Below are 23,047 nucleotides of genomic sequence, written 5' to 3' on the forward strand. Positions count from 1 at the left end.
CTTCGAAAAATGTGAACCACCGGCGGCCCCCTCCCCCTCTTCAGGGGGAGGACGGGTGGGGGTATCTATCCCCGCCAAGCAGTGTGCTAGTTGCAGCCGCTCACACCCACCTCACACCCATCCGTATCGGTATCCGGCTTCAGCAGGCTTGCCGTATCCACCAGACGGATGAACTCGGCCCGGTAACCGGCTTCGTCGCTGCCGCGACCGGCCTGGGCAAGCGCCTCGATTTCGCTCCAGCGCATCGACGCGCCATAGACGCTCCCCTTGATCTTCTGGCCGAAGGCGGCGACGGCTGCGGCGAACTGGGCGTCGATGCCCGCATCGGCAATGTCCCCATAGACGACGCTCGAGGTCACGGGCTCCTCGATCAGCTGGCTGACATCGCTGTCGGGCAACTTGTAGCGCATCTTGAGGAAGGCGATTTCCCCGGACGCGGTCGGTTCGGTGCCGGCGCCGTATCGCAGGGGATCGACCACTTCGCCGCCCGAGCCGGTCGGCGTGATTTCGTAAAGGGCGGTGACGGTCGTGCCAGCCCCGACGTCGCCGGCATCCACGGCATCGTTGTTGAAGTCCTCGCGATTGAGGTGGCGGGTCTCATAACCGATGAGCCGATACTCGGCGACGACGGCAGGATTGAACTCGACCTGCACCTTCACATCCTTGGCGATGGTGTGCAGCGTGCCGCCGATCTCCTCGACCAGCACCTTGCGGGCCTCCGCGAAGCTCGAAATGTAGCTGGCATTGCCATTGCCATTCTGGGCCAGCGCCTGCATGGTCGCGTCGTCGAGATTGCCGCGACCGAAGCCGAGTACGGACAGACTGATGCCAGTCCGGCGCTTGTCGGCGATGAAGTCCTCGAGCTTTTCTGGGTCGTCGAGACCCACGTTGAAATCCCCATCGGTCGCGAGGATCACCCGGTTTGTGCCATCGGCAATGCGCGCCTGGTCGGCAAGCCGGTAGGCGAGTTCGATGCCTTGCGCGCCGGCGGTGCTGCCGCCGGGGTTGAGCTGGTCGATCGCCGCCATGATTTTTGCCTTGTCGCTGGCGGGCGTCGGCTCTAGCGCCACGCCGGCCGAGCCGGCATAGGTGACGATGGAAACGGTATCGTTCTCCGAAAGCTGCTCGAGCAGCAGGCCAAAGGCGCGCTTGAGCAGCGGCAGCTTGTCGGCTGCGTCCATCGATCCCGACGTATCGATCAGGAAGACAAGGTTGCTCCTGGTATCGGCAAAAGACGGTTCGAACCCTTTGATGCCGATCTGCATGATCTGCGTCTTGGCGTTCCACGGCGTGGGATAGATCGAAATGGTCGGCTCGAAAGGCGTTTCCGCGCTGGGAGCCGGCGGGTAATCGTAGGGGAAGTAATTGATCAACTCTTCGATGCGCACCGCGTCGCGCTCGGGAACGAGGCCGTCCTCGAGCATCCGGCGGGTATAGGCGTAACTCGCCGTGTCGACATCGAGCGAGAAGGTCGAGACAGGTTCTTCCGCGGCGACCTTGAGGCGCTGCTCGTCGAACGACGTGAACTGGTCGCCGCTGGGCTGGGCGGCCTGGCTGAGCGGCACGGAAAGGCTCTGGCCGGCCGAGCGCGTCATCATTTGCGGCACGATGCCTGTTGGTGCGGGCATGGGAGCCGGCGGCGCGGCCATGTCGACGAGCGCGGGAGGCGCCATCTCGCTCTCGGCCATCATCGGTTCTGGCGCAGCGGCCAGGGAGTCGGCCGCAGTGATGACCTTCTCGCGCGGGGCCGCGACCTTGGTTTCGCCCTGCGGCGCGACGACCGGCTCCTCGGCCGGCTGAGCGACCTGGGCGAATTCTGGCCCCTGCCCGCCCGGGGTCAGCGCGGTGGACGTGTAGAGCTGCCAGCCGAGCGGCAGCACGAGGAGGGCGATGGCAGCGGTGCCGACGGGAATGCGCAAGTCCATGATCGAAATCCCCTTCAAGGAATTGATGATGGACCTGAGACGGCTGCCCGGGGCACGTCCTTTGGTTGCGGCGGAGGAGTTTTTCGCTTCGGCATCGAACGCGGCGCGCGCGGCGGACAAAGCACGGGTCTTCGCCTCCGCACGCGGCGCGGGCACGGCACCGGCCTTGAGGCCTTCGAGGGGATCGTGGTCTTCAGGAAAGCTCATAGCAGCCCCCTCAATGTCTTGCGGGCTTCGAATACGTGGAAGCCGACAGTGGCCTCCTTGATGCCCATGATGGCGGCAGCTTCGGCATGGCTCAGCTCCTCGGCATAAACCAGCAGCACTGCGTCGCGTTGCTTTTCCGGCAGGGTCCGGACCGCCTCCCAGAGCTGACGGCTGGTGGCCGCCGCCTCCTGCTCGGGTTCGACCTCGCTCGGGCTGACCTCGGCATAGGCATGGGCATGGCGGCCGCGCCGCGCGCCGGCCCGCTGCCAGTCGCGCACGGCATTGAGCGTGATGCGATAGACCCAGCTGGAAAAGGCGCTGCGCCCGTCGAAGGCGGCAATGGCGCGGCCGATCTTGACGCAGACATCCTGGGCGATGTCCTCCGCATCGGTCGGATGCCCGCACCAGCGCCAGGCGGTGCGGTAGATGCGATCGTACTGACTTTCGATCAGTGCCCCGAAGGCGTCGCCGTCGCCGCGCCGGGCGCGCGCCACGAGGGCGTCGGTAAGCGCGTCCTGCGGGTCCGGCGGGGGTGCGGCGGTCAGTCCCATCACTTGAGCATGCACTTCTTGCCTCTCCGGGCTATTCTAGTGCCTATGACGACGGGGCCCGGCCACTCCTTTGGGCGGGCTGCCGATTATTTCCACGCTTGCGGAAGGTGCCATGACCGACCAGAAAAACGGCCCCTTCGGCCTCAACCGCACCCGCATCTTCCTGCTCGCCATGGGCGCGCTGGTGCTGCTGATCACCGTCTCGATGATGATGGGCGGCCTCGGCTCATACAACGCGCTCAAGGAAGCAGCGCAGGCGAACAGCCCGAATGCGGTGCAGCCGGCGGGGAACTGACGCCGCCCCGCCTCCTCCCCTGGCGGGAAGAACTAGGCCACCAGCGCCTGGGGCACGGCCTCGGCGATGAAGCCGCCGCCCAGCACTTCGCTGCTCTCGCTGTCATCGGCATAGAAGACGCAGGCCTGGCCCGGCGAGATGCCGTATTCGCCGCTCATCAGCGTGACATAGACATCGCTGCCCTGCATCTGGATGACGGCGGGCTGCGGGCCGCGGGTGGAGCGGACCTTGACCTCGACCGGTGCACCATTGCCAGCTGCCGCCTCGGCCAGGGGCATGCCGCCCAGCCAGTTGACATCGCGCAGGCGCACGGTGTGGGTCTTGAGCGCTTCGCGCGGACCGACGATGACCTGCATGGTGCGGTGATCGAGCTTGATCACGTAGAGCGGCTCGCCGGCGGCAATGCCCAGGCCCTTGCGCTGCCCGATGGTGTAATGGACGATGCCTTCGTGCTCGCCCAGCACCCGGCCATCGAGATGGACGATCTGGCCCTTGGCCAGCGCCTCGGGATGCATCCTGGCGATGATGTCGGCATACTTGCCCTGCGGCACGAAGCAGATGTCCTGGCTGTCGTGCTTTTCGGCGATTTCGAGACCCATGTCGCGCGCGTGCTGGCGCACTTCGGCCTTGCCCATGCCCCCCAGAGGAAAGCGCAGGAAATCGAGCTGGCTCTGCGTGGTGGCGAACAGGAAGTAGGACTGGTCGCGATCGTTGTCGACCGGCCGGAACAGATGCCGCTTGCCGTCGGCGCCGAGTCTGGTCTGCACATAGTGGCCGGTGGCCAGCACGTCGGCACCCAGATCCTGCGCGACCGTCATCAGGTCGACGAACTTGACCGACTGGTTGCAGGCGATGCACGGCACCGGCGTCTCACCCTGCTGATAGGCATTGGCGAAGGGCTCGATGACCGCGTTCTTGAACCGCTCCTCGTAATCGAGGACATAGTGCGGGATGCCCAGCGTGGCGGCGACGCGGCGCGCATCGTGGATATCCTGCCCGGCGCAGCAGGCGCCCTTGCGGTGCACGGCCTCGCCGTGATCGTAAAGCTGCAGGGTGACGCCGACGACTTCATAACCCTCGCGGGCGAGCAATCCGGCAACGACGGAGGAATCCACGCCCCCGGACATGGCGACGACGACGCGCGTGTCCTCTGGGCGCTTGGCAATATCAAGCGAGTTCAGCATTTCCTGGGTATCCGGTTGGGTTCAAGGGCCAGCGGCTACGATGTCGGGCTTCCATACGCAAAAGCGCCGCGCCTGTCCATCATCGCACCCGGCAGCTTTTGCCGCCTGCCCGGCAGGACTGCCCCGACGCCGGGGCCAAAGGCCGCTCGCGAACCAAGCTAAGAGCTTATGAGAACAGGGATTTCGAAAATGCCGTGATCTGGCAAGGCTCTTGCATCGCTGATGCCGGATGAGTGTTTGTTCAGGGGCGCCCAAGTGGCTTCACATCTGACTGTTATCAGCGGTACCGGCGGCGCCAGCGCTTCTGCCCGGGCTTTTGCCGGCCAGCAGCCCAGCGCCCAGAACGCCACGACCGAACCGGGCGGGCTGATGGGACTGTTCTCGGCACTCCTCGGAAATGCCATGTCCACGGCACCCACCGCGCCTGCCGTCCCCGGCACAGTCGGCACCCAGGCAACCGGCGATCTCGACCTCGCCGGACTTTTCCGCCTCGGCCTCGACGGCAATTTCGGCGACGCCTCGGACGACGACACCGCCGACCCAGACGCCCTGGCCGCAGCCATCGACGGCCCGGTTGTGCCGGCCATCCCGGCCGAGCCCAAGCCCATGGTCGACTTCGTCGAGGCCCTCGGCGCGCTCAAGGCCAGCCTCGACAAGGGCGAACCGCTTGATCCCGAATTGCTCGAACAGGTGGAAGGCGCGCTGACCGCGCTTGCCGATGCACTTGGCCTTGAGCTCGACGACCTGCCGGTGCCCGACGATTTCGCCGCGCTGTTGCAGACGACCGGCGCCGATGAAACGGGTCTCGCCGGTGCCCTGACGCAGCTGCTGTCGCCGCTGGCCCAGTCGCTCGCGACGGCGACCCCGGCCACCAACGCCCAGGCCAGCATCGATGCGTCGGCCACCAGCACGCAGCTGCAGGCACTGGGCGACAAGCTCGCCGCACTGCTCGGTGCCCTCGAAGACGGCAAGGTTTCCGCCGAAAAGCTGGCCGCTCTCGGCATGACGCCGGGCCAGCCGCTCGATGCGGACATCGAAGCCGCCCTCAGCCGCTTTGCCGCCGGCCTGTCGGCCCAGAACGCTGCGGTGCCCGATGAGCCGACCCTCGCCATGCCCACGCTCAAGGTGAGCGAACCGGTGCTGACGGGCAAGGCCGGCGATGCCCAGCAAGCCGATGCTCCCGAGCCGGTCCAGTCCGCCCCTGCCCCGGACCGCCAGGCCGATACCGGGCAGGACCGCACCGGCAGCGACGCACAGCAATCCGATCGCGGCCGCGACCGTCCCGAACCGGCGACGCGCGAAACGCGGACCGCAGCCCATGCCGCGCCCGCCGCGATGGACGCATCCAATACGCCGGCGCCGTCGGCCGATGCCAGCGTGCAGCAACCTGCTGGCGCACGCATCGATGCGACGGCCAATCCGCGCATCATCCAGGCCGGCTACCAGACCAGCCAGCAGCAGCTCAACCTGCCGCAGATCGCCTTCGAACTGGCCCGGCAGGTCCAGGACGGCAATACGCGCTTCCAGATCCGCCTCGATCCGCCCGAACTCGGCCGCATCGACGTGCGCCTCGACATCAACGAATCCGGCCAGGTGCATGCACGCCTGACCGTCGAGAAGGCCGAGACGCTCGACCTGATGCAGCGCGACCAGCGCGGTCTCGAGCGTGCCCTGCAGCAGGCAGGGCTCGACAGCTCCAAGACCAATCTAGAATTTTCGCTCAAGCAGAACCCATTCGCCGGCCAGCAGGGCCAGATGGGTGACGGCAAGGGCCAGGGCGGCGCCGATGGCGGCGTGTCGGCCAATGACAATGGTGCGGGTGCAGCCGAGAGCGAGCAGCCGCCAATGGTCAATCTCTATCGTGGCGCGCTGCAGGCCAGCGGCGTCAACATCATCGCGTAAGGAGTAGGTGTCATGGCAATCGATGGCGTTTCCGGCTCGAGCTCGGCCAGTGCGAAGAACGCAGCGTCGCGCACGACGATCGCGCAGAACTTCGACACCTTTCTGTCGATCCTGACGACGCAGCTGCGCAACCAGAACCCGCTCGATCCGCTGGACACCAACCAGTTTACCCAGCAGCTGGTGCAGTTCACCGGCGTCGAGCAGCAGCTCAAGACCAACGATTTCCTCGAAGCGCTGCTGCTCAATACGCAGAATGCGGGCCGCTCGGACGCCGTGTCCTATATCGGCAAGGAAGTCACCGCGTCGGGCGAGACCGCCGAACTCAAGGAAGGCGGCGCCTACTGGGCCTACAATGCCGATGCCAACGTCGCCAACGCGACCGTGACCATCAAGAACGCATCCGGCCAGATCGTCTACTCGGAGAATGGCTCGCTCAATGCCGGTCCAGGCAACTTCCTGTGGGATGGCATGGGCACCGACGGCACCAAGAAGCCCGATGGCATCTATACCATCGAGATCAAGGGCACGAACCTGGCGGGCAATACCGTCAAGGTGTCGACCTCTTCGGTGGGCGTGGTCACGGCCGTCGATTTCTCCGGCAAGGAGCCGATGCTGACCGTCGGCAAGAACAAGGTCGCCCTGTCCGATATCACCAGCATCCGCCAGGTAACCCAGTCGACGCCTGCTCCCACCCCGACACCGGAAGAAACCGACAGCTGAGCTCTGGCACACCCATAGCGGCCCTCAAGTCGAAGCCGGAGAACGGCACATTTTGTGCTGGCGGTGGTGCTTAAGGTTACAGGTCCCAAACATAGCTCCACCCTCGGGCCTGACCCGAGGGCTACTCGACACGCGCCCACCTGCAACAATGTGTTCGCTGACAGACCCTCGGGGTCGAAGCCCGAGGGCGGAACCGTGGATGGTTGAGAGGGTGCGCGCGGTTTCGGCTGGGAAATCGCCGATTGCATTTTGCAGCACAATTGATTGAAACGGCTCGCGTTTCTTAACCTGTTGTAAGTTTCCCCTTAGGGGTATTTTAAGCTCACTGCCCTACTCTCAGGCTCATATGGTCAGGTTTGAGTAGAGAGTAAAATGACCGTACAGATGCGTCCTCGCGTGAAGTACGTAATTGGTCCAGACGGCAGCCCGCTCACGATTGCGGACCTTCCGCCTGCCAATACGAGACGGTGGGTTATCCGCCGCAAGGCCGAAGTTGTCGCTGCCGTTCGCGGTGGCCTGCTCAGCCTTGAAGAAGCCTGTGAGCGGTATACGCTCAGTGTCGACGAATTCCTGAACTGGCAGGCCGCCATCGACAAACACGGCTTGGCAGGTCTGCGGACCACCTGGATCCAGCATTACCGGGAAGGGTGATCCTCGACCGCCGTTGGCGGTCAAATCTGTCCGGTGGACAGATTTGAGAGGATCACGCTTCGAGCTTCGCGAGAAGCCGGGCCGGATCATCGGTAGAATGAACCAAACCCGCTGGAGCCATCCGGCGGGTTTTGTTTATGGTCGTGCAAAGCGCCCCCTCCTAAGTTTCGCTACGGCCTGGCGGCCTAGCTTCACTACCCTCCCCTATAGGGCAGGGTGACATCGGGGTTTGGGCACAATCGTGGTGACCACCTTCCTGCTTGAGGGTGATGCAGCAGAGTTTCAGCCCAGGATTTTGGCACGACGTTTCGCGGCCGTCTGCTCGTCCTCTTCGAACCAGCCCAGATACGTGCCGTCGTCATCCCAGTCGATGATCCTGCCGTTCCTGACGATGATGGCGATGAGATTGTTGGCCGCGCTTTCGATCTTGATCTGGGCAAACCGGCTCTCGAATTCGTCCATGACCTGGACGCCGCGGACCACGCTCTTGCGGAGCGCATCATCGGGGCCTGCAATGCCGAAGTCGCGCAGATGTGCCTCAAGCGGCGTTTCGCCCGCTTCGGCCTCGACCCCGTAGTCTGCCACCTGGAAGGCAAAGTTCGCCTCGTCCCAGAGCATGGACGCGATCCGCTCGATGTGGCTGCGTGGCAAGGCGAGCACGTCGCGGACAGTGGCTTCCATTTTTTCGGTAACCACAGGACCTGCGCGGTCTGCGGGAAAGAGCGTGAAGGGCAGCTCAGCGTCGAACAGATCGACGTGGAGGGTCAAGTGCCCCATGTCGTATCCGTCCCAATGCGTTTTTGCGGCAATATCCATGCTATGGCGTCTCCTGGCCCATCCAGCGCGCACCTGCCGGGCGTCCGCGCAGGCGCTGATAGTAATCCTCCGTAGCGGGCATGACCGGCTTGTCGAAGGGCGTCATGAACCAGCGATGGCATGAAAGACCCAGCGCGATATCGGCTATGGTGAAATCCGCACCGACGATGAAGCCTTCGCCCTTGGCCAGCGCGGCTTCCAGAATGCCCATCTTCCCCGTCCAGCGCGCCACACTGGCATCGATCTGCGCATGGTCGGAATAGTCAGGGTTGCGGCGCAACAGGGCGTTCACAGCGTAGCCCCAGGGTGGATTGAGCTCGGTCGCCTGCCAGCCCAGCCATTGCAGCACATGGCCACGGGACCGGAGATCGGTCGGCAAGAGCGCACCGCTGACGTCCTTTTCGGCGAGGTACACGAGGATGGCATTGCTTTCCCACATGGAAAAATCGCCATCGATCAGCACGGGCACCTGCCCGTTGGGATTACGCGCCAGAAATTCGGGCACGTTGGGATCGGCCAGGGGCAGGCCCCAGTCCTCCCGCTCATAGGCGAGACCCATTTCTTCCAGGGCCCAGAGCACCTTTCGGACATTGATCGACGTCACCCGGCCAAGCACGCGCATGCCATTCATCCCTTGTTAACTGAACCCGGCAGTTCTTGCCTAAATTCGCAAGCTGCGACAGCCGGTTAATACATTGTTTACCATCCGGTAGGTAATTTTTGCCCATCGGTTCTGGGGGCACCAGCGACCGCAGCATGTAGACCAGAGTGGCGGCGTGGACAGTCTAACCAAACTCATCAACCGGATCGGCCTGCCCCGCATCGCCGCCATGGTCATCGTGGCCGTGTTGATGCTGGGCTTTTTCGCCTTCCTGATCATGCGCTCGCAAACCCCCAACCTGGCGCCGCTCTATTCCGGGCTGAGCCTGGAAGACTCGTCGGCGATCGTAACCGAGCTGCAAACGCTTAACATCCCCTACGAATTGCGCGGCGAAGGCGACACGATTCTGATCCCGCGCGACCAGATCACCACCACCCGCATGTCGCTGGCCGGCGAAGGCCTGCCCAGCCGCGGCCAGGTCGGCTACGAGATCTTCGACCAGCAGTCGACGCTGGGCGCCACGAGCTTTGTCCAGAACATCAACAACGTCCGCGCCCTCGAAGGCGAGCTGGCCCGTACTATCGGTTCGCTCAATCGAATCACCGGCGCGCGCGTGCATCTGGTGCTGCCCGAACGCGAACTGTTCCGCCGCGAGCGCAAGGACCCGTCGGCCTCGATCGTCCTCACCACCCGCGGCGAACTGTCGGCGGGCGAAATCCGGGCCATCCAGCATCTTGTCGCGTCGGCCATCGAAGGTCTCGCTCCGAGCCGCGTGTCCATCGTCGACGACCAGGGCAACCTCCTGGCTTCGGGCGCAGGCGACGATGCCGACGGCATCGTGACCGCACAGAACGACGAGCGCACGCTGGGCTTCGAAAACCGTCTGCGGACCCGCGTCGAGGACATGCTGGCCAATGTCGTCGGCGGTGGCCGTGCCCGCGTCGAGGTGTCGGCCGAGCTCGACTTCAATCGCTCGACAACCACCCAGGAAAGCTTCGACCCGGAATCGCAGGTCGTGCGCTCGACACAGACGCGGGAAACCGAAAACCTCACCGGCGGCAACAATGGCCAGGTGACGGTTGCCAACGAATTGCCGGGCGCCAGCCAGAACAACGGCGCCGCAGGCGTCACCGACCAAGGCAAGTCGAGCGAGGAAATCGTCAACTACGAGATTTCCAAGACCACCCAGACCAACGTGACCGAGGCCGGCGCCGTCAAGCGCCTGTCGGTGGCCGTGGTGGTCGATGGCACCTATGCCGACGACGGCGCCGGCAACCTGACCTATACCCCGCGCACCGCCGACGAGATTGCCCAGATCCAGACCCTCGTGCGCTCCGCCGTCGGCTTCTCGGCTGAACGCGGCGACAGCGTCGAAGTCGTCAACATGCAGTTCGCCGAGCGTCCCGACCTTGCTCCGCTCGGGACAGAAGCAAACGGCGGCCTTCTGGACTTCACCCGCGACGACATCATGAACGGCGCCGAAATGGCGGTGACGCTGCTGATCGCGCTGGCCCTCGTGTTCTTCATCATGCGCCCGCTGCTCAAGAAGGCACTGACACCCGAAACCCAGCCGCTGGCGCTGCCCGTGGCGGCCGAGGTCGGCCATCATGGCGTGCTCGGGGCCGACGGCCAGGTGATTGCCGAACCTGAGGCGCCACCGCGCGACAAGACCCCGGCATGGGTGGCCAATGCCAAGTCCATGGGCGAAACCCAGCTCCAGACCCTCAAGACGGTCGGGACGCTGGTCGAGGAAAATCCAAAGCAGGCCGCGCTGATCGTGCGCGACTGGCTCGGTAACGCGGCGTAAGATCGATGGCACTCGTTTCACAATCCAGCCCAGAAGCCATCGCCGCCTCCACCCCCATGCCGATGGCCGGCGCGCAGCTGCAGGTGGGCGGCGAACAGCGCCTGCTCAAAGGCGACGAAAAAGCCGCGGCGCTGCTGCTGGCCCTCGGACCCGATTACGGCAAGCCGATCTTCGACGAACTCGACGAGCTCGAGGTCAAGCAGCTCTCGCGCGCCATGGTGCGCCTCGGGCCCATTACCCAGGAAATGCTCGACGACCTGATGATCGAATTCGTCACGACGATTTCGTCCAACGGCTCGCTCTCGGGCAATACCGACACGACCGAACGCCTGCTGCTGAGCTTTCTCAGCCAGGACAAGGTCGACGCCATCATGGAAGAAATCCGCGGCCCGGCCGGCCGCAACATGTGGGAGAAGCTCTCCAACGTGCAGGCCGACGTGCTGGCCGCCTACCTCAAGAACGAATACCCCCAGACCATCGCCGTGGTCCTTTCCAAGATCGCCACTGAGCACGCGTCCAAGGTGCTCGCCGTGCTGCCCGAGGAACTGGCCATGGACGTGGTCGCCCGCATGCTCGGGCTCGACCCGGTGCAGAAGGAAATCCTCGAAAAGATCGAGATGACCCTCAGGACCGAATTCATGTCGACGCTCAACCACACCAAGCGCCGCGACAGCCACGAGCAGATGGCCGAAATCTTCAACGCCTTCGATCGCCAGACCGAGGCGCGGTTCATCACTAATCTCGAAGAGGTCAACCGCGACGACGCCGAGCGCATCAAGCAGCTCATGTTCACCTTCGAGGACCTGGCCAAGCTCGACATGTCGGCCATTCAGACGCTGCTTTCCAAGCTCGACAAGCGCGACTTGGCGCTGGCGCTCAAGGGCGCCAACGAACAGGTCAAGGAAAGCTTCTTCTCCAATATGTCGAGCCGTGCCGCCAAGCTGCTGCAGGACGACATGGCGGGCATGGGGCCGGTGCGTCTCAAGGACGTCGACGAGGCCCAGACCCGCATGGTCGCCACGGCCAAGGATCTCGCCGCCAAGGGCGAAATCCTGATCATGAAGTCCAAATCCGACGACCAGATGATTGCGTGACGCCATGGCCAGCCCCGCACGCTTCACCTTCGATCTCGATCTTCAGCCCCGCGCCAGCCGCCGCGCCGCGCCGCCTCCCGCACCCTCCATCCCCGAGGACGTGGTGGCCCAGCTCATCGCCAATGCGCGCGAGGAAGCCTATGCCGAGGGCATGCGCGCCGGCGAACAGAACGCCGCCTCGATGGCCGCCCAGACCATCGCCGCTGCAGCGGGAAGCCTCGCCACCCAGTCGGCCAAAATGGCGGCGGCGCTCGACGAGGCGCGCAATGGCCACCACCAGGACGCCGTCGAACTGGCGCTCAGCGTCGGCCGCAAGCTGTCGCTGCACCTGGTCGCGCGCTTTCCGCTGGCCGAACTCGAAGCCCTGGTGGCCGAATGCCTGCCCAGCCTTTCGGGCGTGCCGCACCTGGTCATCCGCTGCCACCCCGACCTGGCCGACGCCATCCGCGACATGGCCACCGCCCAGATGTCCCATGCAGGCTTTGCCGGCCGGCTGGTGGTGATGGGCGATCCCGACATCCGCATCGGCGACGGCCGGCTTGAATGGGTCGATGGCGGCCTCGTGCGCGACATCGCCGAGACCTCGCGCCAGATCGACCGCCAGATTGCCACCTATCTTGCTGCGCGCACGCGCGGTCAGCACAAGGAGAACGGTTCATGACCGATCCTCAGGACGACATCACTGCATCCGAAGGCCTCAGCCTCGACGAAATGACCGCCCCCGAGCGCGATACCCGCGGCGAAGGCTATATCGAGCGCAGCGCCTCCGATCTCGAAGCCGTGTTCGACGTGCCGGTGCGTGTCTCGGTGGTGCTCGGTCGCACCAAGATGCCGGTATCGAGCCTCCTGAAGCTCGACACCGGCACGGTGATCGAACTCGACCGCCAGGTGGGCGAAGCCGTCGAGATCTTCATCAACGACCGCCTGGTCGCCCGTGGTGAAATCGTGCTGGTGGAAGACCGCCTCGGCGTCACCATGACCGAAATCATCAAGCCGCAGTAAGGGAGCCCGAGACCATGCGCCTGCTCATCATCGGGGCCCTCGAGGGCCAGCTCTCCACCGCGACCAAGATGGCCATGGATGGCGGCGCCAAGGTCGCCCACGCGCCGTCCATCGAGATCGCCCTGGCCGCCCTGCGTGCCGGCAAGGGCGCGGACCTGCTGCTGGTCGACGTCATGATGGACATTGCCGGCCTGATCGCCGGGCTCGAAGCCGAGCGCATCGCCATTCCCGTGGTCGCCTGCGGCGTCGAAACCAACGCGGCCGCCGCCGTCAACGCCATCCGCGCCGGCGCCAAGGAATACATCCCCCTGCCCCCCGACGCCGAGCTGATCGCCGCCGTCATCGCCGCCGTTGCGCGGGAAAGCTCGGACTTCCTTTATCGCGATCCGGCCATGGAACGCGTGGTCAGGATGGCCGAGCAGGTTGCCGGCTCCGAGGCCTCGATCCTCATCACCGGCGAAAGCGGCACCGGCAAGGAAGTCATTGCCAAATACGTGCATGCACGCAGCAAGCGCGCGCAAAAGCCCTTCATCTCCGTCAACTGCGCCGCCATTCCCGAGGCGCTGCTCGAAAGCGAGCTCTTCGGCCACGAAAAGGGCGCCTTCACCGGCGCCATCGCCCGCCGCATCGGCAAGTTCGAGGAAGCCTCGGGCGGCACGCTGCTGCTCGACGAAATCTCGGAAATGGACGTCCGCCTGCAGGCCAAGCTTCTGCGCGCCATCCAGGAGCGCGTCATCGACCGCGTCGGCGGCACCAAGCCCGTGGCCGTCGATATCCGCATTCTCGCCACGTCCAACCGCAACCTGACCGAAGCCGTGCGCGAAGGCAGCTTCCGCGAGGACCTGCTGTTCCGCCTGAACGTCGTCAATCTGCGCCTGCCCGCGCTGCGCGACCGGCCCGGCGACATCGTCGCGCTTTCCGAGCACTTCGTCGCCAAATACGCCAAGGCCAATGGCCTGCCGCCGCGCAGCCTTTCGGCTGAAGCCCGCGATGCCCTCATAAAGGCGCCCTGGCCGGGTAACGTGCGCGAACTGGAAAACACGCTGCACCGCGCAGTACTGCTGTCCTCGGGCGACGTGATCGGCCCGGACGCCATCGTGCTGCCCGACGGCATGGGCCTCGCCGAAGCGGCGCGAGCCGCCTCTCCGGCTGCCCAGCTCGCCCAGACTGCCGAGGCCATGAACCGCGCCCTCGTCGGCCGCACCGTGGCTGATGTCGAGCGCGACCTGATCCTCGACACGCTCGATCACACGCTGGGCAACCGCACCCACGCCGCCAATATCCTGGGCATCTCGATCCGCACGCTGCGCAACAAGCTCAACCAGTATTCCGACGAGGGCGTCCATGTGCCTGAACCGGGCGAAAAGCGCGGGGCGGCTTGAGCTTGATGGTCGTGGCAACCACCCCCTCATCCGGCGCTGCGCGCCACCTTCTCCCCGAGTGGGAGAAGAATGGCCCCGAGCGCGCCTCTTGTTCCTCTCCCTCTCGGGGAGAGGTGGCTCGGCGCAGCCGAGACGGTGAGGGGGCTATCGTCGCGACCACAAGGTTCTATCAATGACCGATATCCCAACCAGCGGTAGACCGGGCTTCAAGCCGCCGTCCGTGAAGACGGTGCTGGATACCCTGCGCTCGGGTGACATCGCTCTCGCCGCGGGCGTGATGGGGCTGATCGTCATCCTGATCGTCCCCATGCCGCCGCTGCTGGTAGACGTGCTGCTGGCCATCTCGATCGTGTTCTCGGTCATGATCCTCATGACCTCGCTGTTCATCCAGAAGCCGCTGGAATTCTCTTCCTTCCCGACGGTTCTGCTGATCGCCACCATGCTGCGGCTGGGCCTCAACCTCGCCACCACGCGCCTGATCCTCAGCGAAGGCCACAACGGCCACAGCGCCGCCGGCCACGTCATCGAAGCCTTCGGCAATTTCATTACCCGCGGCAATTTCATCATCGGGACGGTGATCTTCATCATCCTCGTGATCGTGAACTTCATCGTCATTACCAAGGGCTCGGGCCGTATCGCCGAAGTCGCGGCGCGCTTCAGCCTCGACGCCATGCCCGGCAAGCAGATGGCCATCGACGCCGACCTCTCGGCGGGCCTGATCGACGAGGACACGGCCAAGAAGCGTCGCGCCGAACTGGAAGGCGAGAGCGCCTTCTTCGGTAACATGGACGGTGCCAGCAAGTTTGTGCGCGGCGATGCCATTGCCGGCCTGATCATCACCTTCATCAACATTTCCGCCGGCATGCTGATCGGCATCATGCAGCAGGGCCTGAGCTTCCAGGAAGCGGGCAATGTCTACACGCTGCTGACCATCGGCGACGGCCTCGTCTCGCAGATTCCGGCGCTGATCGTCTCGACCGCTGCCGGTATCCTCGTGTCGAAGTCCGGCGTTGCCGGCGCTGCCGACAAGGCCCTCACGCGCCAGTTCACCGGCTATCCGCGGGCCCTCGGCATGTCGGCCGCCGTCATGGGCGCCCTCGCCTTCCTGCCGGGCATGCCCTTCATTCCCTTCATGGCGCTGGCCGGTGGCGTCGGTTATGTCGCCTGGCGGGCAAGCCAGACCAAGGCGGTTCGGGAAGTCGAGGAAAAGGCGGTCGAGGTGGCCAAGGCCGCGCCGCCGCCGCAGGCCAGCGAGCCCCCGATCACCGACAGCCTCAAGATCGACGACCTCAAGCTCGAACTGGGCTATGGGCTGTTGAGCCTCGTCAAGGAAGATGCCAACGGCCAGGACCGCCTGACCGAACAGATCAAGGCGCTGCGCCGCCAGTTGGCGCTGGAACTGGGCTTCGTCATGCCGCCCGTGCGCATCCTCGACAACATGCAGCTCGAGCCGAACGACTACAAGGTTCGCATCAAGGAAGTCGAAGCCGGATCGGGCCAGATCTACGCCAACCAGCTGATGGTCATGGACCCCTATGGCAACCCCATCGATCTGCCAGGCAACCACACCACCGAGCCGACCTTCGGCCTGCCCGCAACCTGGATCGAGCCGGCGCTGCGCGACGAAGCCGAATTGCGCGGCCTCTCCATCATCGATCCGTCGACGGTCATTTCCACGCACCTGACCGAAGTGCTCAAGGCCAACGTCGCCGACCTCCTCAGCTATGCCAACGTGCAGTCGCTGCTCTCGGGCCTGCCCAAGGACCAGCAGAAGCTGGTGGAAGACCTGGTGCCGAGCCAGATCACGGTTTCGGGCCTGCAGCGGGTGCTGCAGTCGCTGCTGACGGAACGCATCTCGATCCGCGATCTGTCCTCGATCCTGGAAGCAGTGGCTGAAATCGCCGGCAGTGGCCGCTCGGTGGCGACCATCACCGAGCACGTCCGCTCGCGGCTGGCGCGCCAGATCTGCGCCGCCAATGTCGGACCGGACGGCAACCTGCCGCTGCTGACCCTGTCCCCGCAATGGGAGCGCGACTTCGCCGAGTCCATGGCTGGCGACGGCGAAAACCGCCATCTCGCCATGGCGCCGAGCAAGCTGCAGCAATTCATCGGCGCGGTGCAGTCCGGTTTCGAGCGCGCTGCCCAGCAGGGCGAATTGCCCGTGCTGATTACCTCGCCCTCGATCCGCCCGCATGTGCGTTCGATCATCGAGCGCTTCCGCCCCCAGACCGTGGTCATGAGCCAGAACGAAGTGCACCCGCGCGTCCGCCTCAAGACCGTCGGCAGCATCTGATGCGTCGGCGGCCCGCGCGCTGACCGCGTGTGGTTATTGCTGCGTGAGGGCCAGCTTGGCGCCGAGGGCAACGAATGCGGCGGCAAAGGTTCGGCGCATCCAGGTCATGATCTCGGGGCGTGAGGTCACCTGCCCGCGGATGGCGGCAGCGAAAAGACCATAGAACGCGAACACCACGAAGGTCATGGCCATGAACACGCCGCTGAGCTCGAGCATGCGCGGCAGTGCATCGGGAGAGCTTGCCGGAACGAACTGCGGCAGGAAGGCGAAGAAGAAGATCGACAGCTTCGGATTGAGGAGGTTCATCAGCACCACCTCGGTGGCCATGGCGCGCAACGACTTGCGCTCCTGCTGCGCCTCGACCGCCAGCGCACCAGTATCCCGCAGCGTGGCCCAGGCCATGTAGAGAAGGTAGGCCACGCCGAAATACTTGATGATTTCGAAGGCCAGAGCGCTGGCATGCAGCACGGCGGCAAGACCGGTAATCGCAGCGATCATGTGCGGGACAATGCCCAGGGTGCAGAAGAAGGCCGCCCAGAGGCTGGCCTTGCTGCCGCGCCCGAGACCGGCCGCGACCGTGTAGAGCGCGCCGGCTCCGGGGGACACGACGACAACAAGGGTGGTGACGAAAAATTCCCAGCTCACGACGGCCTCCTGGTCAGGACGACATAATGGCGGTTTGCGCCCGACTTCGCCAGAGCCCGTGCCGCCGTCGACCCGTTATCCCAAGGCGTTGAACTCACCTGAGACCCCACGCATTGTGAAAGGGCAATGGAGGAGGACAGCATGTACAAGCCGGACGGTTATACGAGCCTATCACCCTACCTGATCGTCGACGACGCCCAGGCCCTGCTGGATTTCATCAAGGCGGTGTTCGACGCCGAGCCGCATGCCGTGCACCGCAATGACGGCAGTGTGGCCCATGCCGAAGTGTGGATCGACGATACGATCCTGATGCTGGGCGAATGGAAGGGCAGCAATGCTGTCGCCCATGTGCACGTCTATGTGCCTGATGTAATGGAGAGCTTCGAACGCGCCAGGAGCGCCGGCGGCAAGGTTGTGCAGGAGCCAGTGCGCAAGGACGACCCCGACCTTCGCGGCGGCATCATGGACGCCTCGGGCACGACCTGGTGGCTGTCGACGCGCCAGGCATGACCTTGACACAAAAGAGCGCGCTGCGGAGGCAGCGCGCCTACGGCAGTCTTCAGCGCGAAATCAGCTGAGACGGCCCGGCACCAAGGGCGGCAGATCGAGCGCCGCCGCCTCGGCCGAAGTATCGACATCCTCTTCTTCGGCCAGCTCGCGCTGGGCATCGTACCAGAATTCCTGTTCGCGCCCTTCAGGCCGTCCGGCCTGGTCCCAAAGCTGGTAGGCGCGGTCGCGGATCTTGTCCTCGTCGACGGTGTGCATGGCATCCTCCTCCTGCAATATCTGTGCAACGCCAGCCGGGCTTTCGGGTTGCTCCGGAACGCCAATGTAACCGGCCGCATTGAAGGGAAGACCACGAGGTCTTTCGTCATGCGACTGTTTTCCTGCTCCCATTGCGGCAACACCCTTTATTTCGAGAACGCGGTGTGCGAGCGCTGCGGCCACGCGCTGGGCTATTCCCCCGATCACGGCACCCTGCTCTCGCTCGAGGCCAAAGATGGGGTGTGGGTCAGTCCCGCCCTGCCCGATCACGCCTTCGTCTATTGCGCCAACGCCGCGCACGGCGCCTGCAACTGGCTGATCCCGGCCGCGCCCGGCGGCGCCATCTATTGCGCGGCGTGCCGCCACAACGACACCATTCCGCCCATCGGCGATCCGCGCAACCTGCTGCGCTGGCAGACCATCGAACGCGCCAAGAAGCGGCTCGTCTATTCGCTGATCCGCCTCGGCCTGCCGCTGGAGACGCGCAGCGAAGATCCCCAGCACGGCCTGGCCTTCCGTTTCCTGGCCGAAAGCGCCGCCCCCGAACCCGTCATGACCGGACACGACACCGGCATCATCACCATTGCGCTGAGCGAAGCCGACGACGCCGAGCGCGAATACCGGCGCACGAGCTTCAACGAACCCTACCGCACGCTGCTCGGACATTTTCGCCACGAGATTGGCCACCACTACTGGGACCTGCTGGTGCGGGCGCAGCCGGCCGAAGAGCAGTTCCGCCGGCTCTTTGGCGACGAGCGCACCGACTATGGACAGGCGCTACAGACCTACTACGCCCAGGGTGCAGCGCCCGACTGGCCGCAATTCCACATCAGCGCCTATGCCACGGCGCATCCCTGGGAGGATTTCGCCGAGACGTTCGCGCACCTGCTGCATATCATCGACACCGTGGAAATGGCGGCAGCCTTCGGCCTTCGCGCTCGCCCCCGCACCGGCGACGACGCGCTCGCCATTCCTCCCGTGACCTTCGACCCCTATCTCGAACCCGACATGGCGACGATCATCGAGCACTGGATCCCGCTGACGTCGCTGCTCAACAACCTCAACCGCGCCGTGGGCCAGGCCGATGCCTATCCGTTCGTTCTGACCCCGCCCGTCATGGACAAGCTGGCCTTCATCAACGCGCTGGTGCACCAGGCGCCCGCGCTGGAGCAGTTGAAGCGTCTCAGCCGCGCCTGACCACCTGGTCATAGGGTGCCAGCGCATCGTCGAGCGCCTGCAGGTCGTCGGGGAGCTCGGCCTCGAACATCATTTCCTCGCCCGTGGCCGGATGTTCAAAGCCCAGCTCGGCGGCATGGAGGGCCTGGCGGCCCAGGGCCTGCACCGCCGCGGCGACGGTTTCGGGGAGCTTGTTGATCTTGGTGGCAAAGCCCGGCGCGTAGAGCAGGTCGGAGACCAGCGGGTGGCCGATATGGGCCATGTGCACGCGGATCTGGTGAGTCCGTCCGGTTTCGAGCTGGCACTGGATCCGGGTGATGTCCCAGCCCGGCTCGCCATAACGCGCTTCCACCGCATAGTGGGTGATCGCCTCGCGGCCGCTCTTGAGCACTGCCTGCTTGAGCCTGTTGCCCGGATCGCGGCCGAGCGGCGCATCCACCGTGCCCATGCCCGACTGGGTCGACCCCCAGGCATAGGCGATATAGGCACGATGGAGGGGGCCCGTACGGCCGTGATCGGCAAACTGTTCGGACAGATGCTTGTGCGCCTTCTCGGTCTTGGCCGCGACCATGACACCCGACGTATCCTTGTCGAGCCGGTGCACGATGCCCGGCCGCTTGACGCCGCCAATGCCCTTGAGGCTGTCCCCGCAGTGGAAGATCAGCGCATTGACCAGCGTGCCCGAAGGCGAACCCGGCGCCGGATGGACGACCATGCCGACCGGCTTGTTGATGACGATCAGGTGCTCGTCCTCGTAGAGAATGTCGAGCGGAATGTCCTCGGGTTGCGGTTCGGGGTCATCGGGGGGTGGGGCAAGAAGGACGATTGTCTCCCCGTCCCTGAGCCGGTATTTGGGTTCGGCAACTGTCTTGCCGTCCACCGCGACGGCGCCCGACAGGATCAGATCCTTGATACGGCTGCGGCTTAGCGCGTCATGCGCCTTTGCCAACATCGCATCGAGCCGGCCGCCGGCCATGGCGGCATCCACCACAACCTCGACGGGTTCGCCCTCAAACTCGAAATCGGTATCGTCAGCCATGAGCAATCCTGAACCAAACAAGCCCGGCGCGGCCGACACCGAACTGACGCCCGAAGCCCTGGCTATGCTGGGAAAAGCCCGCCGCTCGTTCGCGGTATCCATGGGCATACTGTTGCTGGGCTTTATGGCGATTGGTGTTGCGCTTGTCTATCGCGTGATGCGCGATAGCCCGCCGCCAGCCATCGCGGCCGAGGTTGCGGTTCCCGAAGGCGCCGAGATTCTTTCCGCGCTCAACACCGACGGCACCATCCAGGTGACCTTCTCGGCCGGCGGCGCCACCATGCTCAACATCTACGATGCCGGCACCGGTGAACTGGTGCGCAGTGTCACCATCGGCACGGATTAGGTGTTTCGTCGGCCTCTCGCCACCCCTCGGATCAGGTCCGAGGGCGGAGCGTAGTGACAGCAGCCCCTAGCGTCCCTGGATTTCCTTGAGCGCCGCGAGGCGCTCGGATACCCGGCCATTGCTGTTGGGCTGGGGCGTAGGGAGAATGTCGACGCTCTCGCCATCATCTGCGAACCGCTGCACGCGGTCGAAGAGGCTTTCTTCGGGCATGACGCTGGCGGGCGCCTCGTTGTCCACCGCATAGACGAGGCGGCTGACGCTGGCAGCGATGTCGTTGAGCTTTTCGCGCAGATGCGCTTCCTCGAAGCGCTCCGTCTCCCAATCGGCCATGATCCCGGCCTCGACATTGCTGACCTTGGCGCGCAGGCGCTCCAGCTCGTCTTCCATGGAGAGCTTGTCGGCAAGCAACTGCTCGACCCTGCCCTCGCTCTTTTCCACCACCTCCGTGGTTTCGGCCAGGAGCGCATTGAGCCGGTTCTCGGCGCTGGCGATCCGGGCTTCTGCCGCCATGAGCCCCTCGGCATCGGCCTCGCGCTGCGCATCGCGGCCGGCAAGGGCATCGCGCATCTGCGCAATGGCGGCGCTGGCCTCGGCGCTGCGGCGGTCCGAATTCTCCAGCCGCTCGATCAGGCTATGGGCCTGGTCTTCAAGAAAAGCCGCCCGCTTGCGCTCGATGGCAAGCGCGGCGGTCAATTGGTCGATATCGCTCTCATACTCGCCCGACAGGGCCAGGCCCTCGATCGTCGTGGCTTTCGCCAGACCGCCGCGCAGCGAATTGCGCAGCGTCTCGATCTCCCCGGCCCGCGTTTCCAGTTCGCGATCGCGCTTGCGCAGGCGATTGCCGAGATCGGCCCCCTCCTTTTCAAGCTCGAGAATGCGGGCCCGCAATTCGACCTCGCGGCTTTCGAGCTCGCGCACGACCGCCAGGTGGCTTTCGCGCTCGGCCTTGAGGGCACCGAGATCTGTGCGCTTCTGGTTGACATCGCTGAGCTGTTCCGCAAGGCGCTTGCGCAGCGCTTCGACATTCATTTCCAGCCGACGGGTGGAGAGGGCGAACTCGGCGCGCAACTGGTCCTTGTCGGCCCGGAACTCGGCCATGGTGATCGGGGTCGCCGCCTCGATGCGCCGCTTGGTCAGGCGCACGGCGCGTTTCCAGACGGCCGGCATGATGATGAGCGCAACCAGCCCTGCCACAAGCAGGCCCAGCGCGAAGTACATGATATTCTCGATCAGCATCCTAGCGGTCTCCGGGCGGCGAGACGCCTGCCTTGGACTTTACCCAACCGTCTTTGCCAGCAAACACGGCATCGGACCATCTTTGGCCCTCGTTAACCCTAACGCCTTTGCGACGCGCCGTCACGACAAAGCCGGAGCTTGCGGCCCCGGCTTGCGCAGGTTTGATGACGTCGATGACGCTCAGAACGGGTTCCAGGTCGGCTCGCTGGTGAAGTTGAGATAGCCCACATTGATGCCGAGACGCGCACCGAGACCCGAGCGGATCGGCACCACGATGACGTTGCCGCGCTTGGTGACAGTCATGCCGACGCCGCCCACCACATAGGCGGAGCCGTCGATGCCGGGATAGCGCCCGAGGATTTCCTGGATACTGGACAGGTTGTAGACCAGCATCATGACCTTGGAGCCGTCGCCGCCGACATCGAGCCCGATACTGGGACCCTGCCAGAAAATTTTGAACTGGCCGGCATTGCGCGTGTAGAGCGTGCCCTCGCCATACTTGGCGCCGATGAACAGAGCGCCGCCCGCTTCCTCGCCCAGGATGTAGCCATTGGGCTGGCCATATTCGCTGACGGCGCGTTCGACCACGGAGGCAAGGCCCTGCGCGGCCGATCCGAAGAATTCCCGGCCGCTCTCGACCAGCTCCTCGCCCGAGAACGTATCGCTCAGCGATCCCTGGGCATGCGCCGGCACCGCCACCGCGACAAGGGCGAGCAGTGTGGCAGCAAGCTGGGCTAGACGCTTCAACATGGCAATTCTCCCGTATCGGTCGCTTGCGTTTACGAAGACCTTAAGGTCCGGTCCCTAGTCTCAGGGTCTGGCATGGCGACCATTTGGGCCAATCATGAAGCAAACCTCTAAACAAATCTTAACCATGATCGCCCTTGTTCTGCCGCTTTTGGGGCTTGCCGGCGCCACAGTCTCACCTGCGCTCGCACAGTCGATCGTCACCTGGATCCGCACCGACCCGCTGACGGGGATCGCCCTGGGCGGCATGGACCCGGTATCCTACTTCACCGAGCCTGCGCCGATGCCGGGACGTTCGGAATTCGAATTCAGCTGGATGGGCGCGCCGTTCCTTTTCGCCAACGAAGCGAACATGGAAATCTTCAAGCGGCATCCCGAGATCTATGCGCCGCAATTCGGCGGGCACGGGGCCATGAGCATGTCGCGCGGCTTCATCTCGGATGCCGACCCGATGATCTACACCGTCTACAAGCAGCGGCTCTACCTGTTCTACTCGGCCTCCAACCGCGAGGCGTTCCTGCTTTCGCCCGATGCGGCAGCGCTCAGGGCCGAGCAACATTGGCAGGTTCTGTCCAAAACGCTCTCGACCCGGTAGTGCGGGCCTGCCCGGCGCTTTATTGTCGCCTGACTGATTCTCGACTTTCTTGCGCCATAGCGCCCACG

General features: G+C 64.7%; 24 protein-coding genes. 14 read left to right on the forward strand and 10 right to left on the reverse strand.

From position 1 onward, the window contains the following. Positions 1–86: 86 nt before the first annotated feature. Entirely contained in the window at positions 87–2,132 is a 2,046-nt protein-coding gene (locus CCK88_RS11325) for a vWA domain-containing protein (protein WP_086470526.1), read from the reverse strand. Further along, entirely contained in the window at positions 2,129–2,698 is a 570-nt protein-coding gene (locus CCK88_RS11330) for an RNA polymerase sigma factor (protein ID WP_425290620.1), read from the reverse strand. Before CCK88_RS11330 ends, CCK88_RS11325 begins: the two co-directional genes overlap by 4 nt. Before the next feature lie 97 nt (positions 2,699–2,795). Between CCK88_RS11330 and CCK88_RS11335 the strand changes: the two genes are divergently transcribed. Next, positions 2,796–2,978, forward strand: coding sequence for a hypothetical protein (locus tag CCK88_RS11335; RefSeq protein ID WP_140048968.1), 183 nt, complete (start codon positions 2,796–2,798; stop codon positions 2,976–2,978). Between the two features lie 32 nt (positions 2,979–3,010). On the opposite strand, the gene mnmA is transcribed toward CCK88_RS11335, so the two are convergent. Beyond that, a complete protein-coding gene (gene mnmA, locus CCK88_RS11340; RefSeq protein WP_086470529.1) occupies positions 3,011–4,162 on the reverse strand; it encodes a tRNA 2-thiouridine(34) synthase MnmA in 1,152 nt (383 codons plus the stop codon). 255 nt (positions 4,163–4,417) lie between these two features. Between mnmA and CCK88_RS11345 the strand changes: the two genes are divergently transcribed. The 3 genes from CCK88_RS11345 to sciP all read left to right on the forward strand — a co-directional run bounded on the left by CCK88_RS11345 (position 4,418) and on the right by sciP (position 7,435). After that, entirely contained in the window at positions 4,418–6,064 is a 1,647-nt protein-coding gene (locus tag CCK88_RS11345) for a flagellar hook-length control protein FliK (protein ID WP_086470530.1), read from the forward strand. Between the two features lie 12 nt (positions 6,065–6,076). Next, a complete protein-coding gene (locus tag CCK88_RS11350) occupies positions 6,077–6,784 on the forward strand; it encodes a flagellar hook assembly protein FlgD (RefSeq protein ID WP_086470531.1) in 708 nt (235 codons plus the stop codon). Between the two features lie 372 nt (positions 6,785–7,156). Beyond that, a complete protein-coding gene (sciP, locus tag CCK88_RS11355) occupies positions 7,157–7,435 on the forward strand; it encodes a CtrA inhibitor SciP (protein WP_035085775.1) in 279 nt (92 codons plus the stop codon). Between the two features lie 282 nt (positions 7,436–7,717). Here sciP and CCK88_RS11360 read toward each other — a convergent pair whose 3' ends face one another. Beyond that, positions 7,718–8,251, reverse strand: coding sequence for a hypothetical protein (locus CCK88_RS11360; protein ID WP_086470532.1), 534 nt, complete (start codon positions 8,249–8,251; stop codon positions 7,718–7,720). Position 8,252: 1 nt separating this feature from the next. Then, positions 8,253–8,873, reverse strand: a complete 621-nt coding sequence (locus CCK88_RS11365; RefSeq protein WP_210189923.1) for a glutathione S-transferase family protein — start codon at positions 8,871–8,873, stop codon at positions 8,253–8,255. A gap of 154 nt (positions 8,874–9,027) precedes the next feature. On the opposite strand from CCK88_RS11365, the gene fliF reads away from it, so the two are divergent. The 6 genes from fliF to flhA all read left to right on the forward strand — a co-directional run bounded on the left by fliF (position 9,028) and on the right by flhA (position 16,430). After that, positions 9,028–10,659, forward strand: a complete 1,632-nt coding sequence (fliF, locus tag CCK88_RS11370) for a flagellar basal-body MS-ring/collar protein FliF (RefSeq protein WP_086470534.1) — start codon at positions 9,028–9,030, stop codon at positions 10,657–10,659. 62 nt (positions 10,660–10,721) lie between these two features. Then, a complete protein-coding gene (gene fliG / locus CCK88_RS11375) occupies positions 10,722–11,753 on the forward strand; it encodes a flagellar motor switch protein FliG (protein ID WP_086470925.1) in 1,032 nt (343 codons plus the stop codon). A 4-nt stretch (positions 11,754–11,757) separates the two neighbouring features. Further along, positions 11,758–12,414 (forward strand): FliH/SctL family protein, encoded by a 657-nt coding sequence (locus CCK88_RS11380; protein WP_086470535.1) that lies wholly within the window; start codon positions 11,758–11,760, stop codon positions 12,412–12,414. A 50-nt stretch (positions 12,415–12,464) separates the two neighbouring features. Beyond that, positions 12,465–12,755, forward strand: a complete 291-nt coding sequence (gene fliN, locus CCK88_RS11385) for a flagellar motor switch protein FliN (RefSeq protein WP_244557516.1) — start codon at positions 12,465–12,467, stop codon at positions 12,753–12,755. Positions 12,756–12,769: 14 nt separating this feature from the next. Continuing rightward, positions 12,770–14,137 carry a sigma-54-dependent transcriptional regulator FlbD gene (gene flbD / locus CCK88_RS11390; protein ID WP_086470537.1) on the forward strand — a complete coding sequence of 456 codons (1,368 nt, stop codon included), beginning with the start codon at positions 12,770–12,772 and terminating at the stop codon, positions 14,135–14,137. Positions 14,138–14,309: 172 nt separating this feature from the next. Continuing rightward, positions 14,310–16,430: a flagellar biosynthesis protein FlhA gene (flhA, locus tag CCK88_RS11395; RefSeq protein WP_086470538.1), complete on the forward strand. Its 2,121-nt coding sequence runs from the start codon at positions 14,310–14,312 to the stop codon at positions 16,428–16,430. A 33-nt stretch (positions 16,431–16,463) separates the two neighbouring features. Here flhA and CCK88_RS11400 read toward each other — a convergent pair whose 3' ends face one another. Continuing rightward, positions 16,464–17,075 carry a LysE family translocator gene (locus CCK88_RS11400; protein ID WP_086470539.1) on the reverse strand — a complete coding sequence of 204 codons (612 nt, stop codon included), beginning with the start codon at positions 17,073–17,075 and terminating at the stop codon, positions 16,464–16,466. 141 nt (positions 17,076–17,216) lie between these two features. On the opposite strand from CCK88_RS11400, the gene CCK88_RS11405 reads away from it, so the two are divergent. Further along, positions 17,217–17,585 (forward strand): VOC family protein, encoded by a 369-nt coding sequence (locus CCK88_RS11405; RefSeq protein WP_210189925.1) that lies wholly within the window; start codon positions 17,217–17,219, stop codon positions 17,583–17,585. Between the two features lie 60 nt (positions 17,586–17,645). Here the strand turns inward: CCK88_RS11405 and CCK88_RS11410 are convergent, their stop codons facing one another. After that, positions 17,646–17,840, reverse strand: coding sequence for a DUF2934 domain-containing protein (locus CCK88_RS11410; protein ID WP_086470541.1), 195 nt, complete (start codon positions 17,838–17,840; stop codon positions 17,646–17,648). A 108-nt stretch (positions 17,841–17,948) separates the two neighbouring features. On the opposite strand from CCK88_RS11410, the gene CCK88_RS11415 reads away from it, so the two are divergent. Continuing rightward, the gene (locus CCK88_RS11415) at positions 17,949–19,037 is read left to right on the forward strand and encodes a zinc-binding metallopeptidase family protein (RefSeq protein WP_086470926.1); all 1,089 of its coding nucleotides are present in this window, start codon (positions 17,949–17,951) and stop codon (positions 19,035–19,037) included. On the opposite strand, the gene CCK88_RS11420 is transcribed toward CCK88_RS11415, so the two are convergent. Beyond that, positions 19,024–20,055 (reverse strand): RluA family pseudouridine synthase, encoded by a 1,032-nt coding sequence (locus CCK88_RS11420; RefSeq protein WP_086470542.1) that lies wholly within the window; start codon positions 20,053–20,055, stop codon positions 19,024–19,026. The genes CCK88_RS11415 and CCK88_RS11420 overlap by 14 nt on opposite strands. Between CCK88_RS11420 and CCK88_RS11425 the strand changes: the two genes are divergently transcribed. Next, positions 20,054–20,401 (forward strand): DUF6476 family protein, encoded by a 348-nt coding sequence (locus CCK88_RS11425; RefSeq protein ID WP_086470543.1) that lies wholly within the window; start codon positions 20,054–20,056, stop codon positions 20,399–20,401. The genes CCK88_RS11420 and CCK88_RS11425 overlap by 2 nt on opposite strands. A 66-nt stretch (positions 20,402–20,467) precedes the next feature. Here CCK88_RS11425 and CCK88_RS11430 read toward each other — a convergent pair whose 3' ends face one another. Then, positions 20,468–21,637: a coiled-coil domain-containing protein gene (locus tag CCK88_RS11430; RefSeq protein ID WP_086470544.1), complete on the reverse strand. Its 1,170-nt coding sequence runs from the start codon at positions 21,635–21,637 to the stop codon at positions 20,468–20,470. 180 nt (positions 21,638–21,817) lie between these two features. Then, positions 21,818–22,387 (reverse strand): DUF1134 domain-containing protein, encoded by a 570-nt coding sequence (locus tag CCK88_RS11435; protein ID WP_086470545.1) that lies wholly within the window; start codon positions 22,385–22,387, stop codon positions 21,818–21,820. Between the two features lie 124 nt (positions 22,388–22,511). Here CCK88_RS11435 and CCK88_RS11440 point away from each other — a divergent pair, with 124 nt between their 5' ends. Beyond that, on the forward strand, positions 22,512–22,979 hold the full coding sequence (locus CCK88_RS11440; RefSeq protein WP_086470546.1) for a YHS domain-containing (seleno)protein: 468 nt from the start codon (positions 22,512–22,514) through the stop codon (positions 22,977–22,979). Positions 22,980–23,047 lie beyond the last annotated feature (68 nt).

Origin of the sequence: Devosia lucknowensis, from assembly GCF_900177655.1 — a bacterium.
Classification (GTDB): domain Bacteria; phylum Pseudomonadota; class Alphaproteobacteria; order Rhizobiales; family Devosiaceae; genus Devosia; species Devosia lucknowensis.

Coding starts and splice junctions, on each gene's coding strand:
- CCK88_RS11325 (WP_086470526.1), bottom strand. CDS start 2,132: ATGAGCTTTCCTGAAGACCACGATCCCCTCGAAGGCCTCAAGGCCGGT.
- CCK88_RS11335 (WP_140048968.1), top strand. CDS start 2,796: ATGACCGACCAGAAAAACGGCCCCTTCGGCCTCAACCGCACCCGCATC.
- mnmA (WP_086470529.1), bottom strand. CDS start 4,162: ATGCTGAACTCGCTTGATATTGCCAAGCGCCCAGAGGACACGCGCGTC.
- CCK88_RS11350 (WP_086470531.1), top strand. CDS start 6,077: ATGGCAATCGATGGCGTTTCCGGCTCGAGCTCGGCCAGTGCGAAGAAC.
- sciP (WP_035085775.1), top strand. CDS start 7,157: ATGACCGTACAGATGCGTCCTCGCGTGAAGTACGTAATTGGTCCAGAC.
- CCK88_RS11360 (WP_086470532.1), bottom strand. CDS start 8,251: ATGGATATTGCCGCAAAAACGCATTGGGACGGATACGACATGGGGCAC.
- CCK88_RS11365 (WP_210189923.1), bottom strand. CDS start 8,873: ATGCGCGTGCTTGGCCGGGTGACGTCGATCAATGTCCGAAAGGTGCTC.
- fliG (WP_086470925.1), top strand. CDS start 10,722: ATGGCCGGCGCGCAGCTGCAGGTGGGCGGCGAACAGCGCCTGCTCAAA.
- CCK88_RS11380 (WP_086470535.1), top strand. CDS start 11,758: ATGGCCAGCCCCGCACGCTTCACCTTCGATCTCGATCTTCAGCCCCGC.
- fliN (WP_244557516.1), top strand. CDS start 12,465: ATGACCGCCCCCGAGCGCGATACCCGCGGCGAAGGCTATATCGAGCGC.
- flbD (WP_086470537.1), top strand. CDS start 12,770: ATGCGCCTGCTCATCATCGGGGCCCTCGAGGGCCAGCTCTCCACCGCG.
- flhA (WP_086470538.1), top strand. CDS start 14,310: ATGACCGATATCCCAACCAGCGGTAGACCGGGCTTCAAGCCGCCGTCC.
- CCK88_RS11405 (WP_210189925.1), top strand. CDS start 17,217: ATGTACAAGCCGGACGGTTATACGAGCCTATCACCCTACCTGATCGTC.
- CCK88_RS11410 (WP_086470541.1), bottom strand. CDS start 17,840: ATGCACACCGTCGACGAGGACAAGATCCGCGACCGCGCCTACCAGCTT.
- CCK88_RS11415 (WP_086470926.1), top strand. CDS start 17,949: ATGCGACTGTTTTCCTGCTCCCATTGCGGCAACACCCTTTATTTCGAG.
- CCK88_RS11425 (WP_086470543.1), top strand. CDS start 20,054: ATGAGCAATCCTGAACCAAACAAGCCCGGCGCGGCCGACACCGAACTG.
- CCK88_RS11420 (WP_086470542.1), bottom strand. CDS start 20,055: ATGGCTGACGATACCGATTTCGAGTTTGAGGGCGAACCCGTCGAGGTT.
- CCK88_RS11430 (WP_086470544.1), bottom strand. CDS start 21,637: ATGCTGATCGAGAATATCATGTACTTCGCGCTGGGCCTGCTTGTGGCA.
- CCK88_RS11435 (WP_086470545.1), bottom strand. CDS start 22,387: ATGTTGAAGCGTCTAGCCCAGCTTGCTGCCACACTGCTCGCCCTTGTC.
- CCK88_RS11440 (WP_086470546.1), top strand. CDS start 22,512: ATGATCGCCCTTGTTCTGCCGCTTTTGGGGCTTGCCGGCGCCACAGTC.